Raw genomic sequence first — 16,291 nt, forward strand, 5'->3', positions numbered from 1 at the left:
GAGCAATCGTGATGACGAACGCGCAGGCCTATCCGGAAGATCTCCTTGAGCAGGCGCTTAAGCTCGGTACCTCGACAATTCACGAAGCTTCGGGGCTGGCCAGCAGCGCGACTGACATCAACATACGCCCTGTCTGGAAGGGAGCTGCTGTGGCCGGGGCCGCCTACACTTTGCAATGCTCACCGGGTGACAATCTTGCGATACACCACGCGATGAAAAAAGCCCCGGCGGGTAGCATCCTGGTGATCGATACCAAAGGGTTCATGGCAGGTTACTGGGGTGAGGTCCTGACCGTTTCAGCCAAAACGAGCGGCATCAGGGGTCTTGTCACAGATGGCGGTGTCCGGGATATCGATGCCTTGGAAGCCCATCAGTTTCCTGTCTTTGCACGCGGCGTCTGCATGAGGGGGACACTCAAGGCCAGTTTCGGTTCCGTTGGCGAGCCGCTGCACTTCACCGGGACGCCTGTGAAAACAGGGGATCTGGTCGTTGCCGATACGGATGGCGTCGTGATCATCCCGGCCGAGCATGTCGCAGAGACCATGGCCAAAAGCCACGCCCGATTTCAAAAAGAAGAAAAAATGATGGAAGAGCTGCGCCAGGGTGCGACCACCTACGATCTGCTCGGCCTTACCGGGTAAGGGCTGTCTCATGAGCGCGTCGCAAAAAGTTCTCAACGAAGATATGGCGCTCGCCAAACCGTCCGCGACATATCGCTTTATCGACCGCGTCGTCGCCCTACGGGCAGACAGCAAACAGATCATCTCTCCCACGCTCATCTGATGTGAACAAGGCTCACCTGCAAATGAAGACGGAATTTGAAATTTCCAGATGTCCATTCGAGATCGACGGAGTTTCCCTCGAGGTATCGGCGATGCATCGTGAAGGGGCAGGTGATCCGATCGTCTTTCTTCACGGGTTCGGCTCAACCAAGGAAGACTATGCGGACATTGTCAGACAGAAGGACCTTGGCTCCTATCCGTTCCTGGCAATTGATGCTCCCGGCTGTGGTGAAACGATGATGTCTGATCTCACCAAAACCTCGATCCCGTTTCTGGTCAAAACAGCGCTCGCCGCGATCGACAAGGCCGGTTTTGATCGTTTCCATCTGGTGGGGCATTCGATGGGCGGCTTGGCGTCCTTGATGTTGGCCAGTTCTTTCCCGGAACGTGTCCTGAGTTTCGTGAACATAGAGGGCAACATTGCACCGGAAGACTGCTTTCTCAGCCGGCAGATCGTGGATTATCCATCTGACGATCCGGACGCGTTCCTTGCAGAGTTTATCCGGCGAACCAGGCATTCACCGGCTTATTCATCGGCTTTGTATGCGGCCTCTCTTCCCTTCAAGGTTCGAGCCGAAGCGGTCCGGGGTATCTTTGAATCGATGGTGGATTTGTCCGACAACGCAGGTTTGATGGATCGCTTTTTAGGCCTCAAGTTCCCCAGACTGTTTGTCTATGGCGAGCAGAACAAGAGACTCTCTTATCTCGCTGACATTGAGAAACAAGGCGTGCATCTTGCCGAGATCCCGGAAAGCGGACACTTTCCCATGTATTCCAACGCCCCTGTGATGTGGCGAAAGATTGCCCAATTCTACAAGCTTTCAGCTGCTTGATCCCTATTCCTTCCGGAATTTCATCGGGGCTGGCTTTTCCGGCAACAGCCCTGCCCGGAACCGTTGCAGCACGACCTGCAGCAACAGGCCGACCAGAAGCATACGGATGAAGGAACTCCGCGTCGCCCATTCAGGTGGCAGCCGGTTGGTGAAGATCTCAGTGACGGACCAGATCGTCCAGATGCACAGGGCGCCGAGGATTGCGCCCTTGTTGTTCCCCGAGCCCCCCGCCATCAGCATCACCCAGACCAGGAAGGTGGTCAGCAGCGGATCGGTTGCCGTCGGCGACAGGAAGCGGAAGTAATGGGCGGACAACCCACCCGCGATACCCATGACAGCGCAGCCGATGACGAAGGTCTGGACACGGAATTTCTCTACGTTTTTGCCTGCTGCGGACGCCGAGGTTTCATTGTCACGGATGGCCCTGAGCGTCCGTCCCCAGGGGCTTTCGTAGAGCCGGGTGGTCGCAACATAGACAAGCAGGACGATGACCCAGACGAAGCCCAGAAAGGCAACGTCCGACATCCGGCCGGTCGTGACATCGGCAAAGGGCCGCGGGATGCGGGAAACGCCCAGGCTGCCGTTGGTCAGCCAGCTTTCATTGACGAAAACCAGGCGCAGGATTTCCGCGATGCCGATCGAGGCCATGGCAAGGTAGTCGCTTTTCAGGCGCACGCAGATCCTGGCGACCGCCCAGCCGGTCACGCCCGCGACAATTGCCGCCCCGACAAGGCCGATCGGGACGGGCATGGAAAAGCCGCCCAGATGCCTGCCAGAGGCCGCCGTCGTCAGGATCGCGGAGGTGTAGGCTCCGACACCGTAAAACCCGGCGATCCCGGCATTGAACAGCCCGCCCATTCCCCATTGCACATTGAGCGCAAGGCAAAGCAGCGCATAAATGCCGCCAAGGATCAGCAGACTGACGATGTAGAAAAAGAGGCCGGTGAGTTCCATTAGGTCAAACCCTCACAAAACAGGTCGCAATGGCGCTGTAAACGGCGATGAGATGCGAGGAAAAGCGCGAAAAGCGGGCTTCCCGCCCGGTTGAGCGCTTTGACGCAGCAGATCGAAGCCGTTTCTGCGTCCCTCCGGGATAAGGTGGATTTGCCCGGACACTTTGTTGCGACGCTTTGAAAACCGGACGGTTTCCTGCAGCCTCGCGCCGCGTTTCCGAACAAATTCATCCATACCATTTCGGCCTGCTTTGTAAGGGTATGACCTATAGTAACCTCCCCTTGAACAGACCTTGCGGCCGGAAGATCAGAAGCCCGATCATGATCACGAAGGCGATTGCCGTCTTGTAGGAGGGCGAGATCAGCGCTTCATCGCCGATCCAGTGATAGGAGGAGAGTTCCTCCGCCATGCCGATGATGAACCCGCCCGCCATTGCGCCCATCGGCTTGCCGATGCCGCCGAGAATGGCGGCGGCAAACATGGGCAGAAGCAGGTTCCAGCCGAGATTGGGATGGGCGCTAGTGTTGAGCGCGGCGAACGCGCCTGCCACCGCGGCGAGCGCTGCGCCGATAATCCAGGTCCAGCGGACGACCTTGGCCGTGTCGAGACCGGAAACTTCCGCCAGTTCGGGATCGTCGGCAACCGCGCGCATGGATCGACCTGTCTTGGTGGCGGTCAGGAAATAGTGCAGCAGCACAGCGATAATGGCTGTCGTGACAATCGCCTGCAGATGCAAAACGGAGACGCGGAACGTATCAAAGAGAACCAGCGGCGGGCGCACGCCGGCCACGAGCACCTGGTTCTCAGACCCCCACACGAGCTGAATTAACGAGCGAAAGACGAGCGCGATCCCGAACGAAGAGATCACCGTGTAGATGGTCGGCAGGTCCCTGAGGGGCCGATAGAAGAAACGGTCAACAAAGAGCGCGGAAGAGATCGTCAGTGCCATTCCGAAGGGAATGAGCAGCAGGGGATTGACCGGCATCAGCGCGGTCGCCGCCATGATGCCATAGGCACCGAGGGTCATCAGGTCGCCATGCGCGAAATGGGCAAAGCGCAGGATTCCGAAGATCATTGAGATCCCGACGGCGCCGAGCGCGTAGATGCTGCCGATGGTGAGCGCCGGGAACAGGTAGAAATTGACAAACTCGGTCATGCGGCCGTGCCTCCGAGAAAGAGGCGGCGGACATCTTCGTCGGCCAGCAATTCCTTGCCCGTACCGCTCAGATGATTGCGGCCATTCACCAGAATATGGCCGTGGTCGGCGATCTGCAGCGCCTGACGCGCGTTCTGCTCCACCATCAGTACGGTGATCCCGGTCTTGCGGATATCAAGCAGCAAATCGAATATGCGTTCAAGATAGGCGGGAGAGAGGCCGGCAGTTGGTTCGTCCAGCAACACCAGCTTGGGTTCACTCATGAGCGCACGGCCCATCGCGACCATCTGCCTTTGACCGCCGGACAATTCGCCCGCAGGCTGTTTCAGCTTGTCTTTCAGATCCGGAAACAGTGCCAGCACCTTTTCCCGGGTCGCTTTTTGATCCGCGGGCGGCGCGGCATAGGTGCCGACATCCAGGTTCTCGTCAACCGTCATGGAAGCAAAGACGTTCTTGTTCTGAGGCACCGCCGAAACGCCAAGAGGCACCAGCGCTGAGGTCTTGCATCCGGCCAGTTCCTGCTCCCCGAGCCGGATTGAACCGGCGGAAACGCTCGTCAGCGCGAAGATCGACTTCAGCAGTGTCGACTTTCCGGCCCCGTTCGGTCCGAGCACCACGGCGATTTCACCGGCTTCCACGGTCAGCGAGATTTCCTCGATGATTGGTGGTCCGCCATAGCCTGCCGATAGTCCGGCCACGGCAAGCTGTTCGGTCATAGCTGGACCTCGTATTTGCCGCCGCCGAAATAGGCTTCGATCACGCGCTCGTCCCGCTTCACATCGTCGACGGTTCCTTCCGTCAACAGCGTGCCCTGCGCCATCACCAGAACGTGGTCACACAGCCTTGAGACATAATCGAGATCGTGTTCGATCAGGCAGAAGGTGAGGCCGCGCTCCGCGTTGAGCATCATGATCTTGTCGGCCAGTTTGCCCAGAAGGGTCCGGTTGATGCCCGCCCCGATCTCGTCCAGGAGGATGATCTTGGGATCGCGCATCAAGGCCCGGCCGAGTTCGACCAGTTTCTTCTGACCGCCGGAGAGATTGCCGGCTTTTTCGTCGATGACATGCTCCAGTTCGAGCAGGCGAACCGTTTCACGCGCGGTTTCGTAGATTGCGCGTTCTTCGGCGGAATAGCTTCCCCTCCGAAAGATAACGTTCAACACGTTTTCGCCCCGCGGCGCCGAAGCGGACGCCATCAGGTTCTCAAGCACCGACAGCTGCGCAAACTCGTGCGGGATCTGGAAGGTGCGCGCCAGCCCAGCTTCGGCCCTCTGGTAAGGCTTCAGCGCAGTGACGTCCTTGTTGTCAAAGAAAACACGGCCTGAACTCGGTCCGATCGCCCCCGCGATGACGTTGAATGCCGTCGTCTTGCCCGCGCCGTTCGGTCCGATGAGACCTGTGATGCGGCCTGCGCCGATTTCGAAGCTTGCGTGGTCAACCGCTCGCAAACCACCAAAATCGACGCAGATTTCGTCCAGCCGGATCACGTCTGACGCGGCTTATTCGACGATTGCAATCTGCTTGTAACCGTCGCCATCGACAATGAACTTGCCAATGAAACCGCCGACGTCGCCGTTCTCATCGAACTCGGCGGTGCCGCTGGCACCGTCATAGTCAATGTCCTTGCCTTCCTTGATCAGCGCGACGGCTTTCGCCCACTCGCCCGGTCCGACCTTCTCACCCGGTGCCATGGCGACTTCGCGCAGCGCTTCCGCCATCTTGGCGCGGTCCGTGGAGCCGGCCTTTTCAACGGCAAGCAGGGCCAGGAAGGTCGCATCATAGGTCTGGTCGACAAAGGCCTTGTCCGCGCCTTCGCCGTACTCGGCGTTAAAGGCGTCGTGCAACGTCTTCTGGGCCGGGTTTTCCGCAGGCGATGTCGGCGAGGAGAAGAAGGATGTCTTGAGCGCGTCCGCGCCGACATTCTGGATCAGGAGTTCGTCCCGGAGCCCGTCGGTGCCAACGAACTTGTCAAAGAGGCCGCCCTCGATCGATTGCCGGACAATCTTGCCGCCGCTGTCACCCGCATAGGCGATGACGACAAGCGCGTCCGCATCACCCTTGGCAAGGCTTGCCAGTTCAGAGCGGTAGCTGTCCTTTTTCTCTTCGTGCTTGTTTTCCGCGACGATCTCTCCGCCGGCGGCCTTGTAGGCTTCCATGAAGGTCTGGCCGATGCCGACACCATAATCATTGTTCACATAGGTGACCGCGACCTTGTTGAGACCCTCGTCGAGTACCATCTTGGCCAGGATTTCACCCTGGTAGTTGTCGGACGGCACGATCCGGAAAACGAGGCCGTCATCCTGCAGGTCTGTCATGGCAGGCGAGGTTGCCGTCGGCGAGATCTGTGCGACACCAGCGGGGATGATCGCGGCCTCGGCGGCTGCGATCGTGGTGCCGGACATGAGCGACCCCATGACGATCGGAACATTCTCGATATTGACCAGCTTCTGGGCGGCATCGACGGCGCCTTGCGCGGTCCCGGTGGTGTCGCCATAGACAGCGACCACTTCCCCGCCGAGCAGGCCACCTTGGTCATTCACGTGCTTGACAGCCAGGTTCGCTGCGTTCTGCAGCGGTGGAATAAAGTTCGCGATCGGTCCGGTAATGTCCATCAGAATGCCGATCTTGGTTTCGGCGTAGGCCAGTGAACTGGTGCCCAGCATCAGCGCGGCGGCTGCGAGTGTCGTCAGTTTTTTCATGCTACTTCCCCTCATCGCTTTTTCATTGTTTCCGCTGCGCCCGTCCTTACCTCCCGGGCGCTTCCAGAACTTCGGTTTTGAACCGTCCCGGCAGGCTGACTTCAAGCAGCTCAAGGTCGGTTGTTGCGCCCGTGTATCGCGTCGCCATCTGGGGCGGGATCACGAAGGCGTCTCCGGCGGACAGGCGGTAAGGGTCTTTTCCTTCGCCCTCGAGTGTCATTTCACCTGCCAGCACAAAGTTGAACAGAATATCGCAATCGTGCCGCGTCCAGGGAGAGGTCTCCCCGGTCGCGCGTGCAACCATAACAGATGCCACCCCCTTGGTGTTGTCCGAGATGGTTGTGTCACGGGCCTCGAAGCCCGGGATCCTGAACGGGCTGAAAACCGCGTCCTTTGCCAGATTGTGCACGAACTTCTGGCCTTGCCATTCCCGGTCCGGGCGTTCGGTTTCCGTCGGCAGCGTCATTTCATGATCGATCTCGGTGATATGTTCTGCGGGAACACCGATCTCGACCACCTCGATGCCATCGGCGGCGTGCATGACGCGGTGCCGGATTTCGGGCGGTTGTATGAAGCAATCGCCCGCGGTCAGCCGGCGCATACCGCCCTGGTCCTCATAGAGAACGTCGACCCAGCCCCGGACGCAGAAGATCAGCTGAAACCCGACCTTGTGGAAATGAACCATGTCGGGCACCGGACCGTCGGGCACCCGGATGTGAGACGCGATCATCGCCCCACCGAGGCGGGTCGGCACCAGGTCCCGGTATTCCATCCCGGCACGGCCGATCACCCAGGGGGCCTGATCAGCGAGCCGTCGCACGACAAAGGCATGTTTGGTATCGGGAAGGATCAGGGGCGGGTTCAGTTCATCGATCTCGACCCTCGTGCCGTTGGGCGCAACAAGCAGCCGCTCGCCATTTGCGAAGTCATCAGGTGCATCGGTGAGAATGCGCAACGTTCCCGGGCTTTCCGGAGCGCCCTTTTCAATGCGCACCCTCAACCCGTGACCGGAAAAGACCGCGATTTCCGGATTGTCCGCTGGATAGATCATGTCCAGGCGCATCTTCAGTGTCCTGGTGAAGAAGGGCAGATCCTCGGCCAGATCGTTGGTGGGCAGTCGCACTTCAGCGCGCGTTTCCATTATCGCGGTCCCATCAGCGTGGTGTCTTTCCGGGCAGCAGTCGCTGTCCGGGATTGTTTGATTGGTTCACTTCCGCAGCCGCATGCGCGGCGAGATAGGCGGATTCCCCATCGAAGACGAAGCGCAGGATGCGGTCTGCGGCTGCGACGGCGTCCCGCCGGCGAAATGCCTGAAGAAGACCTGTGTTGCCGTCCACGATCACCGGATGGTTCGCGGGGTCCGCGAACGTCATCATGCGCACGGCCTGAACCTGGGTCATGTAGCGCTGCACTGCCTTGCGGAGTGATATGTTCGGGACAGCATTAATCCAGCCGTTCCGGAAAATCTCGCAGGCCCGGAACAGCTTTTCCCGTTCGCCAGCTTTCATTGCGCGGCGCGCGTTTATCAGAGCTGCCTCCAGATTGCTGAATGCGTCTTCGGAGAGGTTCTGCGCGGCAAGCGCCGCAGCCCGCGGTTCGAGCAGGCGCCGGAGATCAAAGATTTCGAGGATTTCCTGATGGTCAATTCTCGGCAGCACAAAACCTTTGGTGGTCTGTTCCAGATAACCCTCGTGCGCAAGCCGCATCAGCGCATCGCGCGCGGGCATTCGCGAGACACCGAATTCCGTCGCGACAGCGGTATCGACAAGCCGCTCCTGCGGATCGACTTCACCGTTCTGGATGCGGGCCATGAGAACGTCGTGGATCTGTACACTGGTGCCAGGCGGTGCGTTGGAAGCAGAGGCGGATTTCAAGATCGCGATGTTCTCTTCCTCCGTCTCAGACCCAAAACCGTATACGGAATGCGGGGCGCAGTGCTCCAGACTCCGCACTAAGCTTGCCCGATCTGGTGGTTTTCAGATCTTTTAAGCTTGAACTAACGTGAAAACTGTATACGAATATTTTGTGCCTGGTCAATACAGGAGCAGGCGGTCCAAGACGTCGATTTCAGGAGACTGGCATGACAGAAAGGAAGGCGGGTTACTTCCTTTATCACTCCATTGGCCAGTATCCAGGAAAAGAGGCGGATCTCAGCGATGCGATGGCTGAGCTTGCGGCTGTCTGGAGCGCTCCTGACGATCAGCAATGGTCCTACATGCTGGGCAAGCGCGCGGAATTCATCCATCTGTGGCGCGAGCTGATCGGCGCTCCGGACGGTTCGGTCACCACCTGCGAGAATGTCACGCAAGGTGTTCACATGCTGACCACTTCGCTGCCAGCCGATCTCCTGCGCGGCCGCAAGGTTCTCGTTGCCGCCGACTGCTTTCCCTCCAACCACTTTCTGCTCTCACGGCTCCAGGAAAGGTTCGGTTTCGAACTCAAAACGGTTCATCCGCGACAGGGCGCACATTGGGTCGCGGACGAGGACATGATCGCGGAGTGGGATGGCGATGTCGCCCTTGCCCTGATCACCTGGGTCAGCTCGACCACCTCGCACAAGGTCAACCTTGATGCTCTGGTGTCGCATGGCCGCGCCAAAGGCAGCCTTATCGGTGTCGACATCACACAGGCGTCCGGCCTGCTGCCTTTTTCGGTGCTCGAACCCGAGATCGATTTCGCGGTCTCCACGAGCCTGAAATGGATGTGCGGTGCGCCCGGAGCGGGCATGCTCTATGTCCGGCCTGACCTGATCGAAGATTGCCGGCCCGAGCTGCGTGGCTGGTTCAGCCAGGACAATCCTTTCAACTGGGACATAGACGCTTTCGACTATGCGCCTGACATCCGCCGGTTCGACAACGGCACGCCCGCGATCCTGCCCGCAGCCGCGACCGTGCCGGCGCTAAAATGGCATGCGGAAACGGATCGCGCAGCGATCCTCCACCACAACAGATTGCTCTGCGACATTGTGATCGAAGCGATGGATGATCTCGGTGTAGGCCTGTTGTCGCCGCGCAACCACGCTGAGCGTGGCGGCAGCCTGATGCTGGATCTGAAAACCGCTGAAGCGGCCTCAAAGACGCTCGCCGATCTGAACCAGGCTGGGTATTCGGCAGATACGCGCGGCGCAACGCTACGACTTTCCCCCGGCGTCCAGACAACGGAAGAGGCTACACGCGCGCTTATCGACGTGTTTGCAACGTCGATCAACCGGATCTGATTTTAGCCGGCGAAGCTTTCGATTGTTTTCAACGCGCCGTCGAGATCCGTACCCTTTTCATCCTTTAGTGCGGCCTCGCGCAGCCTGGCAACCCATGCTGCGCCGTCGTCGCGGTTTTCCACGAGACGGGCGCCGGCGAGCACCTTGTCGAACTTGGAAAGTCCGCGCGCATGTGTGTCCGAGTATCCCTTGATCAGCCGCCGGCAGCGCAGGATCTCCACGGCCATGTCATACCGGTCGGGGAGATATCCGGAGACCATCTTGAGCCATGCCTCAAGATGATCCTGTTCCATCTTGTGCCGCAGGGTCTTCAGCCGCCACTTGCGCATCCCGCCAAGGACATAGAGCATCGCAAAGCCGCGCAGGCCGTCCGTCCTGATCCGCCGTCCCCGGTTGAACCAGCGATCGATCCGTTTCATCCAGGCCGGATCGTTTTCCAGCTTCCGGCCGAGCTTTTCTGGCAGGAGGCCGACAATTTCCTCGGCGCGCGGATGCAGGTAATCCGTCAGGTGAAGCAGGTTCTCCGGTTTGACGCTCATCTCATCCTCGATGCGGCGAAACCGCTGCGGGCGGGTCTTAAGGTCCGCGACCCGGATGACGTCGTCATAGGTCATCGCATTGGCGATGTATTTCGCTGCCTCGCTTGACAGTTCGTAGTTCTTATCAGCGCTGTCTGCCTGCACCAGAACCTGAAGCCGGTCGAGGTATTCCGACCCGTAGTCGCAATCCTGGAAATCGACCACTTTGGTCAGGCCCGCCTTCGTCATCTCCTGAATGTCTTCCGGCAGGCCGGCAACGCGTGCCTGAAGCGCAGCCCAGGCCGTCTGGCTGGCCTGAGGCCCTTTCGGTTCCACAATCTCCTGTCTCGCGGGCGCCGGTTCTGGTGCTTTGGGTACTTCGCCGTTCTGCGCCAGATCATATCCGGCAGCGAATGCCCTCAGGCTTGCCTCCACACCTTTGCCGCCCGCGCGAATGGCGTTCTCGAAGGCTTCACGTTTGAACGGCAGCGCTTCGGAGCCAGCCAGAGCTCCGAACAGGGACGCTGAAATGACCGAGCCAACCGCAACGGCGGCCGTATCCATATCCGCAAGGATCAGCTTCTGTGCGGCGACTTCGGCTGCTGCCTTGACCTCTTCGGAGGATGCCATGCCGTCGCCGGGGACGGTTTTTTCAGAAACCGCGAGCATCCGATGCGTGGACGCGATCAGCGTGGTCCGGTCAGGCGTCACGAAGCCGCGCATGATGGCGCGACCGGCTTCCATCATCTCGGCGGCTATGGTGATGTCGACATCGCCAGAAGAGGGGGCGAGCGAGAAGACCGGCGTTGCCACATCGCCCGGAGCCATTTCGATATAGTAGATGGTCGCGCCGGTTCTCTGGGCGACACCGGCGACACTCGTCGCCTGGCAGTGATAGCCTTCGGAACGCGCAAGCGTCTCAATCCAATTGGTCAGGACGCCGCCGCCCTGGCCGCCAACGGCCATGACCGCAAGTTTGATAATGCCTTCCAGCGCCGGATCTGTCGGCTGGGCATCAAGAGGCAGGGCCAGCGACATCAGGCATTCTCCCCGGAAAAGCTCAACCGCTTGCCGGATCGCCGGTTCTGCAGCCAGGAAATAATCTTCCGGCGAAGGCCCGCATACCAGGTTTCGAACCCGGACGGATTGTGTACCACCTTGGCTTCATAGAAGGACGGGCAGAGGATCGCCGCGTCCGCGACCTCTCCGCAATTGCCGCAACCGACACAGGATTGGTCGATATGCGCGACCGGATCGTCCCGGAGGGGATCGTCGAGCTTCTTGAGCGAGAGCGACGGACAGCCGGACAGACGAATGCAGGCGTGGTCACCCGTGCAGACATCCTGATCGACGCCGAAACGTGGCAGTTCGACCCGTTTGCCATTAGCAATGGCTTTGTTGCGCAACGGCTTCTCGCGCCTTTGCCGGTTCAGCATGCACTCCGAAGAGGCAACGATCACCTTCGGCCCCTTGTAATCCGTCGTCAGCGCTTCGCGGATCGTGTCGCGCATTTTGGTGACGTCATAGGTATGGTCGATCTGGCGGATCCATTTCACACCGACACCGGCGAGAGCCTTGGAAATCGGGTTGTTGGTCGACTTGGTGTCGTTCTGAGCGCGGCTGGACATGACATCCTGGCCGCCGGTTGCCGCAGAATAATAGTTGTCGACGATGATGGCGACACTGTCGGACTTGTTGAAGACCATGTTGCCGATGGAGGAACTGAGCCCGTTGTGCCAGAAGCCGCCATCGCCGAGAATTGAGATTGCGCGTTTTTCTCCGCCGCCATCGAATGCGGCGTTGGACGCCGGACCGAGTCCAAAACCCATCGTCGAGCCGCCGATTTCAAAGGGCGGCAGGCTCGCGAACAAATGGCAGCCTATGTCGCCCGTGATCTGTCGGGATCCGAGTTCCTGTTCCGCCAGTTTAAGGGACGCAAAAATCGGGCGCTCGGGACAGCCAGTGCAAAAGCCCGGTGGCCGGATCGGTACCGTTTTGCTGAGGTCTGGAAGGTTCGTCTTGGGCGTATTCGGCGCCAGCACCTTTCCCGGCAGCAGTTCAGGTGCGTACTGGCGAACGAAGGCCTCCAGACCGTCGAACATGATCTGTCCGGTATATTCCCCGGCCTTTGGAAAAATGCCCTTGCCTTCAAGCTTTGTGGTGGCGCCTTCCTTGTAGAGCATTGCCCCGATCTGCTGCTCGATGAACTCCGGCTGTCCTTCCTCCACCAGCAGAACGGCGTCCTTGCCCCGGCAGAAATCCAGCACGTCCGATTTGATGATCGGATAGGTGACGTTCAGGACATAAAGCGGCACGGAGGTGTTGCCGCTGATATCGGCAAAACCGAGGCGCTGCAGCGAGCGGATGACGCTGTTATACATGCCGCCGAGACACATGATGCCGACTTTGCCGGTCTCCGGTCCGAAGCGTTCGTTGAGCTTGTTTTCCAGGACGTACTTCTCGGCGGCCGGCCAGCGGTTGTCGATCTTGTCGTGCTCATGCGCATAGGACATAGGCGGCAGAACCACACGTTTGAAGTCCTTCTGCGGATTGGAAAGGGCATCGCGGACAGAGAGCGGCGGCGGCACGTTGTCCGAGGTGTCGAAGCTGCCGGTTACGTGACACGAGCGGATACGGACCATCAGCATGACGGGCGTATTGCTGGCTTCGGAAAGCGCGAAGCCATCACCAACGGCCTTGACGATGGAGGGCAGGTTCGGGCGCGGATCGAGCAGCCAGAACTGCGATTTCATGGCGAATCCGTAGGACCGCTCCTGCATGATCGAGGAGCCTTCGCCATAATCTTCGCCAACGATTACCAGCGCGCCGCCATTCACGCCGGAGGAAGACAGGTTGGCAAGTGCGTCGGAGGCAACATTGACACCGACCGAGCCCTTGAAGGTGACGGCCCCCCGGATCGGGTAGTGCACTGAGGCGGCCAGCATGGCCGCAGCGGCGGCTTCCGATGCATTGGCTTCGAAGCGAACGCCGAGCTCGCTCATGAGATCCTGGGCGTCGGCGAGCACATCCATCAGATGGGAGATGGGTGCGCCCTGATAGCCGCCGACGTATCCGACGCCGTTCTCCAGAAGCGCCTTTGTAATGGCAAGAATGCCTTCGCCCGTGAAGACGTCTCCCGTTCCCTTGCGAAGATGCTCTACCTCAGCCTTGAACGACCTCTCGGCCATCGGCCCCTCCCTGCACAGTCTCTGGGTGCTAAATCGGATGTTTGCGTATGTTCTTCAAAATAGCCTGCAGCGTCGCAACGAAAGCGCGCTGATCGGCGTCGCTGATGCCGCGGAACATCTGCTGGTAAGCGGTCGCCAGGTGCGGCCAGAGCATGTCATGCGTCTGGCGTCCTTTTGTCGTCAGATGGATGCGCACGGCCCGGCTGTCTTCAGTGTCGGTCACCCGCTTGACCAGCCCGTCGCGTTCCAGGGCATCGAGCGCACGGCTGAGCGTCGAGGTTTCGACCACGGCATAAACGGACAGGTCGCGGATCAGGAGGCCGTCCAGAACGGACAAGACCGCAAGCGTCCGCATTTTCGGTGTTGTCAGCCCGAGCTTTGCCATCTCGTCCCGCAGAGCGCCGTTGTAGCGGCCCATGATGCGGTTCATGAGATAGGGAGGAAAGTTTTCAAGGCCGATTTCGCCCAGGCGCGGCACCGTCGTCTTCTGTTCCGCCAGTTCCAGCCCGTTTTCGTTTTTCATGCGCCCATCCCTTTCGCCAGGTTGTAGCCAGAGCCGCCTCCGAGGCCCGGACCCGGATGGGTCGACGCACCGATCACGTGGAGGTTGCCAATCGGCGTGGCGCTGTTGACGGAACGGGTAAACGGGCGCCAGACGAAAAACTGGTCGATATTGCAAGACCCGCCATAGGGGTCGCCTCCGACGAGATTGATGTTCATCTGGTTCAAGTCCGCCGGCGAATAAGCACGCCTTCCAAGCTTGATCTGGTCGAAGTTCCGGATGTGCTTTTGCAGGACGGCTTCGATGCGGTCGGCAAAGGCCTCCCGGATGGTTTCCGTCCACTCAGGGCTCGTTTCAAGCTGCCTTGCAGCGTCTCCCTTGATCACGCGTGGTGCATCCGGGATCTGAATCCACAGGATGGCCTTGCCATCGGGAGCACGTGAGGGGTCAAGCCTGTGCGGCTGGCCGACGCAAATCGTTGGCGTTTCGGGCAAGAGACCCCGTTCGGCCTCGTTCGATGATTTCGAAACGGCGTCGACACCGTCTGTCAGATGGATCAGCGCGACATCTTCAAGTCCGTCCGCGATCCAGTCCGGTTCAGCATCAAGGGCATAATGAAGCTGGAAATTGCCGCGGCCGTATCTGTAACGCTCCGCATGGGCTGGTGGCGGTTCATCCTGAAGGAGGCGCTGATGAAGCTGCGTCGGTGTGACGGACGCGATAACGGATTGGGCGTCGATCCTGTCTCCATCGGCCGTTTCAACGCCAACGGCCTTGCCGTCGCGCACAAGGATGCGCTCAACATCAACGCCGGTTCGGATTTCGCCGCCTTTTTCCTCAATCAGTTTGCGGAAGGCCTCCGGCACCGTTCCGGCACCGCCTTTCGCCACCGGTGCGCCGGCTGCTTCCAGCGCGAAGGCGATCACCCGGCCCATCTGGCCGGAATAGGTACTCTCGGGCGTCAGGCCGGTATGAAGCACCCAGGGTGCCCAGAGCGCCTGCACTGTTTGGCTGCCGTAGCTGTGTTCCAGCCAGGCCCGCGCCGGTTGCAGCGCGTCTCCGATCCATGTCTTCAGTCCGTTCAGGCCACGCTTCCAGGCCTGCTTCGCCATCAGACGCGCCATCTTGCCCGACCATAAGGGGCTGCCCAGCAAGGCGAACAGGAATTCGGCATCGGCTTCAACGGTGCCGACATCGGACCCGTGCTGTTTGCCGTCACCGGAAGCAAGCCCGTCGAAAGCGGCAATATTCGCGGCGCGGTCCATCGTGAGCACGGCGGACTGACCATCAGGCCGCAGCACCGCGGTCGGTTTCTGCGTGTGGCAGAATTCCAGACCGTGCCTGCCGAGATCTTCCGCCAGCTCTGCATGTGCGGGCGATGTCAGGAACAGCACGAAGGTCGCGGCCAGGACATCGTGACGGAAGCCGGGCAAGGTTATTTCCTCGGTCCGCATGCATCCGCCAAGCAGGTCCGACCGTTCGAGCACCAGAACCTTTTCCCCCTTGCGCGACAACAGTGCGGCCGCGACAAGGGCGTTGATCCCTGACCCGATTATGACATGCGGCGCGGTCACGGGATCGGCCTCAGCTCCTGGGCACCAGCGCCAGGGCGCGGATCGGGCTGCCTGTTCCCCGTTCGATCTTCAGCGGAGCTGCGATCAGGATGGCCCCCTTGGCCGGCAGCTTGCTCAGGTTGGCAAGTGAGGCCAGCCCAAAGCAATTGTCGCGGTGAAGAAGGTTGTGCGCCGGATAGGGCGGTTCCATGCCGCCAGCCTGTCCCGCATCCGTGCCGATGCATTGCGTTCCCCAGCCGACAATCTTTTTCGACAGCAGATATTCGATCGCATCCGGCGTCGGCCCGGGGCTGTGCGGCCCGGTCTCATCCGTGTTCAGGAAGAGATCTTCGTCATGGGCACGGTTGTCCCAGTCGGTGCGCATGAGAACCCATTCGCCGGCACCGATCTCGCCATGCTCGGCTTCCCAGGCCTTGATCAGATCTGCGGTCAAGAGAAAGTCGGCATTCTCCGCACTTTCCTTCGAGCAATCGATGACGTTGACCGGCGCGACCAGGCGCTGAACATTGAGCGTGTCGGTGAAACCGTCCTCGTAGTCCTTGCCGGTGATCCAGTGATGAGGTGCATCGAAATGGGTGCCGGAATGCTCACCCAACACCATCCAGTTCCAGGCGAAAAACGGCCCGTCGGAATCGTATTCACTGATCTTGTGAATCTCGACCTTCGGCGTGTTCTTGGCAAAATCGGGCGGCAACTGAATGATCGGGGTGTTGGGGCCCAATACGCCCGTGCAGTCGACCACCTCGACTTCACCGGACAAAATCTTTGCTCCCAGTCCGCTGAGCGCGTTCTCTGCTGACATCTGATGCTCCCTCTCTACGTCTTGGCCGCTTGGCTCATTATCGCAACTTTGATGCTAGACAGGTTTA

Annotated in this window: 16 protein-coding genes; 4 read left to right on the forward strand and 12 right to left on the reverse strand. The window is 59.9% G+C overall.

The features are described 5' to 3' along the window. Positions 1-11 precede the first annotated feature (11 nt). From RBB47_RS10960 to RBB47_RS10970, 3 genes are read left to right on the forward strand one after another with little or no spacing between them, the layout of a single operon-like run. The gene (locus RBB47_RS10960; RefSeq protein ID WP_305985833.1) at positions 12-641 is read left to right on the forward strand and encodes an RraA family protein; all 630 of its coding nucleotides are present in this window, start codon (positions 12-14) and stop codon (positions 639-641) included. Positions 642-651: 10 nt separating this feature from the next. Next, positions 652-783 (forward strand): aspartate aminotransferase, encoded by a 132-nt coding sequence (locus tag RBB47_RS10965; protein ID WP_305985834.1) that lies wholly within the window; start codon positions 652-654, stop codon positions 781-783. Positions 784-805: 22 nt separating this feature from the next. Then, positions 806-1,615 (forward strand): alpha/beta fold hydrolase, encoded by an 810-nt coding sequence (locus tag RBB47_RS10970; RefSeq protein WP_305985835.1) that lies wholly within the window; start codon positions 806-808, stop codon positions 1,613-1,615. Positions 1,616-1,618: 3 nt separating this feature from the next. Here RBB47_RS10970 and RBB47_RS10975 read toward each other — a convergent pair whose 3' ends face one another. From RBB47_RS10975 to RBB47_RS11005, 7 genes are all read right to left on the reverse strand, one after another. Then, a complete protein-coding gene (locus tag RBB47_RS10975) occupies positions 1,619-2,569 on the reverse strand; it encodes a branched-chain amino acid ABC transporter permease (protein WP_305985836.1) in 951 nt (316 codons plus the stop codon). A gap of 265 nt (positions 2,570-2,834) precedes the next feature. Continuing rightward, entirely contained in the window at positions 2,835-3,725 is an 891-nt protein-coding gene (locus RBB47_RS10980; RefSeq protein WP_305985837.1) for a branched-chain amino acid ABC transporter permease, read from the reverse strand. Then, on the reverse strand, positions 3,722-4,441 hold the full coding sequence (locus RBB47_RS10985) for an ABC transporter ATP-binding protein (protein WP_305985838.1): 720 nt from the start codon (positions 4,439-4,441) through the stop codon (positions 3,722-3,724). Before RBB47_RS10985 ends, RBB47_RS10980 begins: the two co-directional genes overlap by 4 nt. Next, the gene (locus RBB47_RS10990) at positions 4,438-5,211 is read right to left on the reverse strand and encodes an ABC transporter ATP-binding protein (RefSeq protein WP_305985839.1); all 774 of its coding nucleotides are present in this window, start codon (positions 5,209-5,211) and stop codon (positions 4,438-4,440) included. The genes RBB47_RS10985 and RBB47_RS10990 overlap by 4 nt, the downstream gene beginning before the upstream one ends. Positions 5,212-5,223: 12 nt before the next feature. After that, positions 5,224-6,423 (reverse strand): ABC transporter substrate-binding protein, encoded by a 1,200-nt coding sequence (locus tag RBB47_RS10995; protein WP_305985840.1) that lies wholly within the window; start codon positions 6,421-6,423, stop codon positions 5,224-5,226. Between the two features lie 46 nt (positions 6,424-6,469). After that, entirely contained in the window at positions 6,470-7,564 is a 1,095-nt protein-coding gene (locus tag RBB47_RS11000; protein WP_305985841.1) for a cupin domain-containing protein, read from the reverse strand. 13 nt (positions 7,565-7,577) lie between these two features. Further along, on the reverse strand, positions 7,578-8,297 hold the full coding sequence (locus tag RBB47_RS11005; RefSeq protein ID WP_305985842.1) for a GntR family transcriptional regulator: 720 nt from the start codon (positions 8,295-8,297) through the stop codon (positions 7,578-7,580). A 206-nt stretch (positions 8,298-8,503) separates the two neighbouring features. Here RBB47_RS11005 and RBB47_RS11010 point away from each other — a divergent pair, with 206 nt between their 5' ends. Further along, complete coding sequence (locus tag RBB47_RS11010; protein WP_305985843.1) at positions 8,504-9,640, forward strand: aminotransferase class V-fold PLP-dependent enzyme; 1,137 nt, start codon at positions 8,504-8,506, stop codon at positions 9,638-9,640. Positions 9,641-9,642: 2 nt separating this feature from the next. On the opposite strand, the gene RBB47_RS11015 is transcribed toward RBB47_RS11010, so the two are convergent. Genes RBB47_RS11015 through RBB47_RS11035 form a run of 5 tightly spaced genes read right to left on the reverse strand, consistent with a single transcriptional unit; the run spans position 9,643 to position 16,224 of the window. Then, the gene (locus tag RBB47_RS11015) at positions 9,643-11,196 is read right to left on the reverse strand and encodes an indolepyruvate oxidoreductase subunit beta family protein (protein WP_305985844.1); all 1,554 of its coding nucleotides are present in this window, start codon (positions 11,194-11,196) and stop codon (positions 9,643-9,645) included. Continuing rightward, positions 11,196-13,346 carry an indolepyruvate ferredoxin oxidoreductase subunit alpha gene (locus RBB47_RS11020; RefSeq protein WP_305985845.1) on the reverse strand — a complete coding sequence of 717 codons (2,151 nt, stop codon included), beginning with the start codon at positions 13,344-13,346 and terminating at the stop codon, positions 11,196-11,198. The genes RBB47_RS11015 and RBB47_RS11020 overlap by 1 nt, the downstream gene beginning before the upstream one ends. A gap of 28 nt (positions 13,347-13,374) precedes the next feature. Continuing rightward, positions 13,375-13,869 (reverse strand): MarR family winged helix-turn-helix transcriptional regulator, encoded by a 495-nt coding sequence (locus RBB47_RS11025; RefSeq protein ID WP_305985846.1) that lies wholly within the window; start codon positions 13,867-13,869, stop codon positions 13,375-13,377. Beyond that, positions 13,866-15,422, reverse strand: coding sequence for an NAD(P)/FAD-dependent oxidoreductase (locus RBB47_RS11030; protein ID WP_305985847.1), 1,557 nt, complete (start codon positions 15,420-15,422; stop codon positions 13,866-13,868). The genes RBB47_RS11025 and RBB47_RS11030 overlap by 4 nt, the downstream gene beginning before the upstream one ends. A gap of 10 nt (positions 15,423-15,432) precedes the next feature. After that, on the reverse strand, positions 15,433-16,224 hold the full coding sequence (locus tag RBB47_RS11035) for a cyclase family protein (protein WP_305985848.1): 792 nt from the start codon (positions 16,222-16,224) through the stop codon (positions 15,433-15,435). Positions 16,225-16,291 lie beyond the last annotated feature (67 nt).

The organism is Roseibium sp. MMSF_3544 (assembly GCF_030732845.1).
Lineage (GTDB): Bacteria > Pseudomonadota > Alphaproteobacteria > Rhizobiales > Stappiaceae > Roseibium.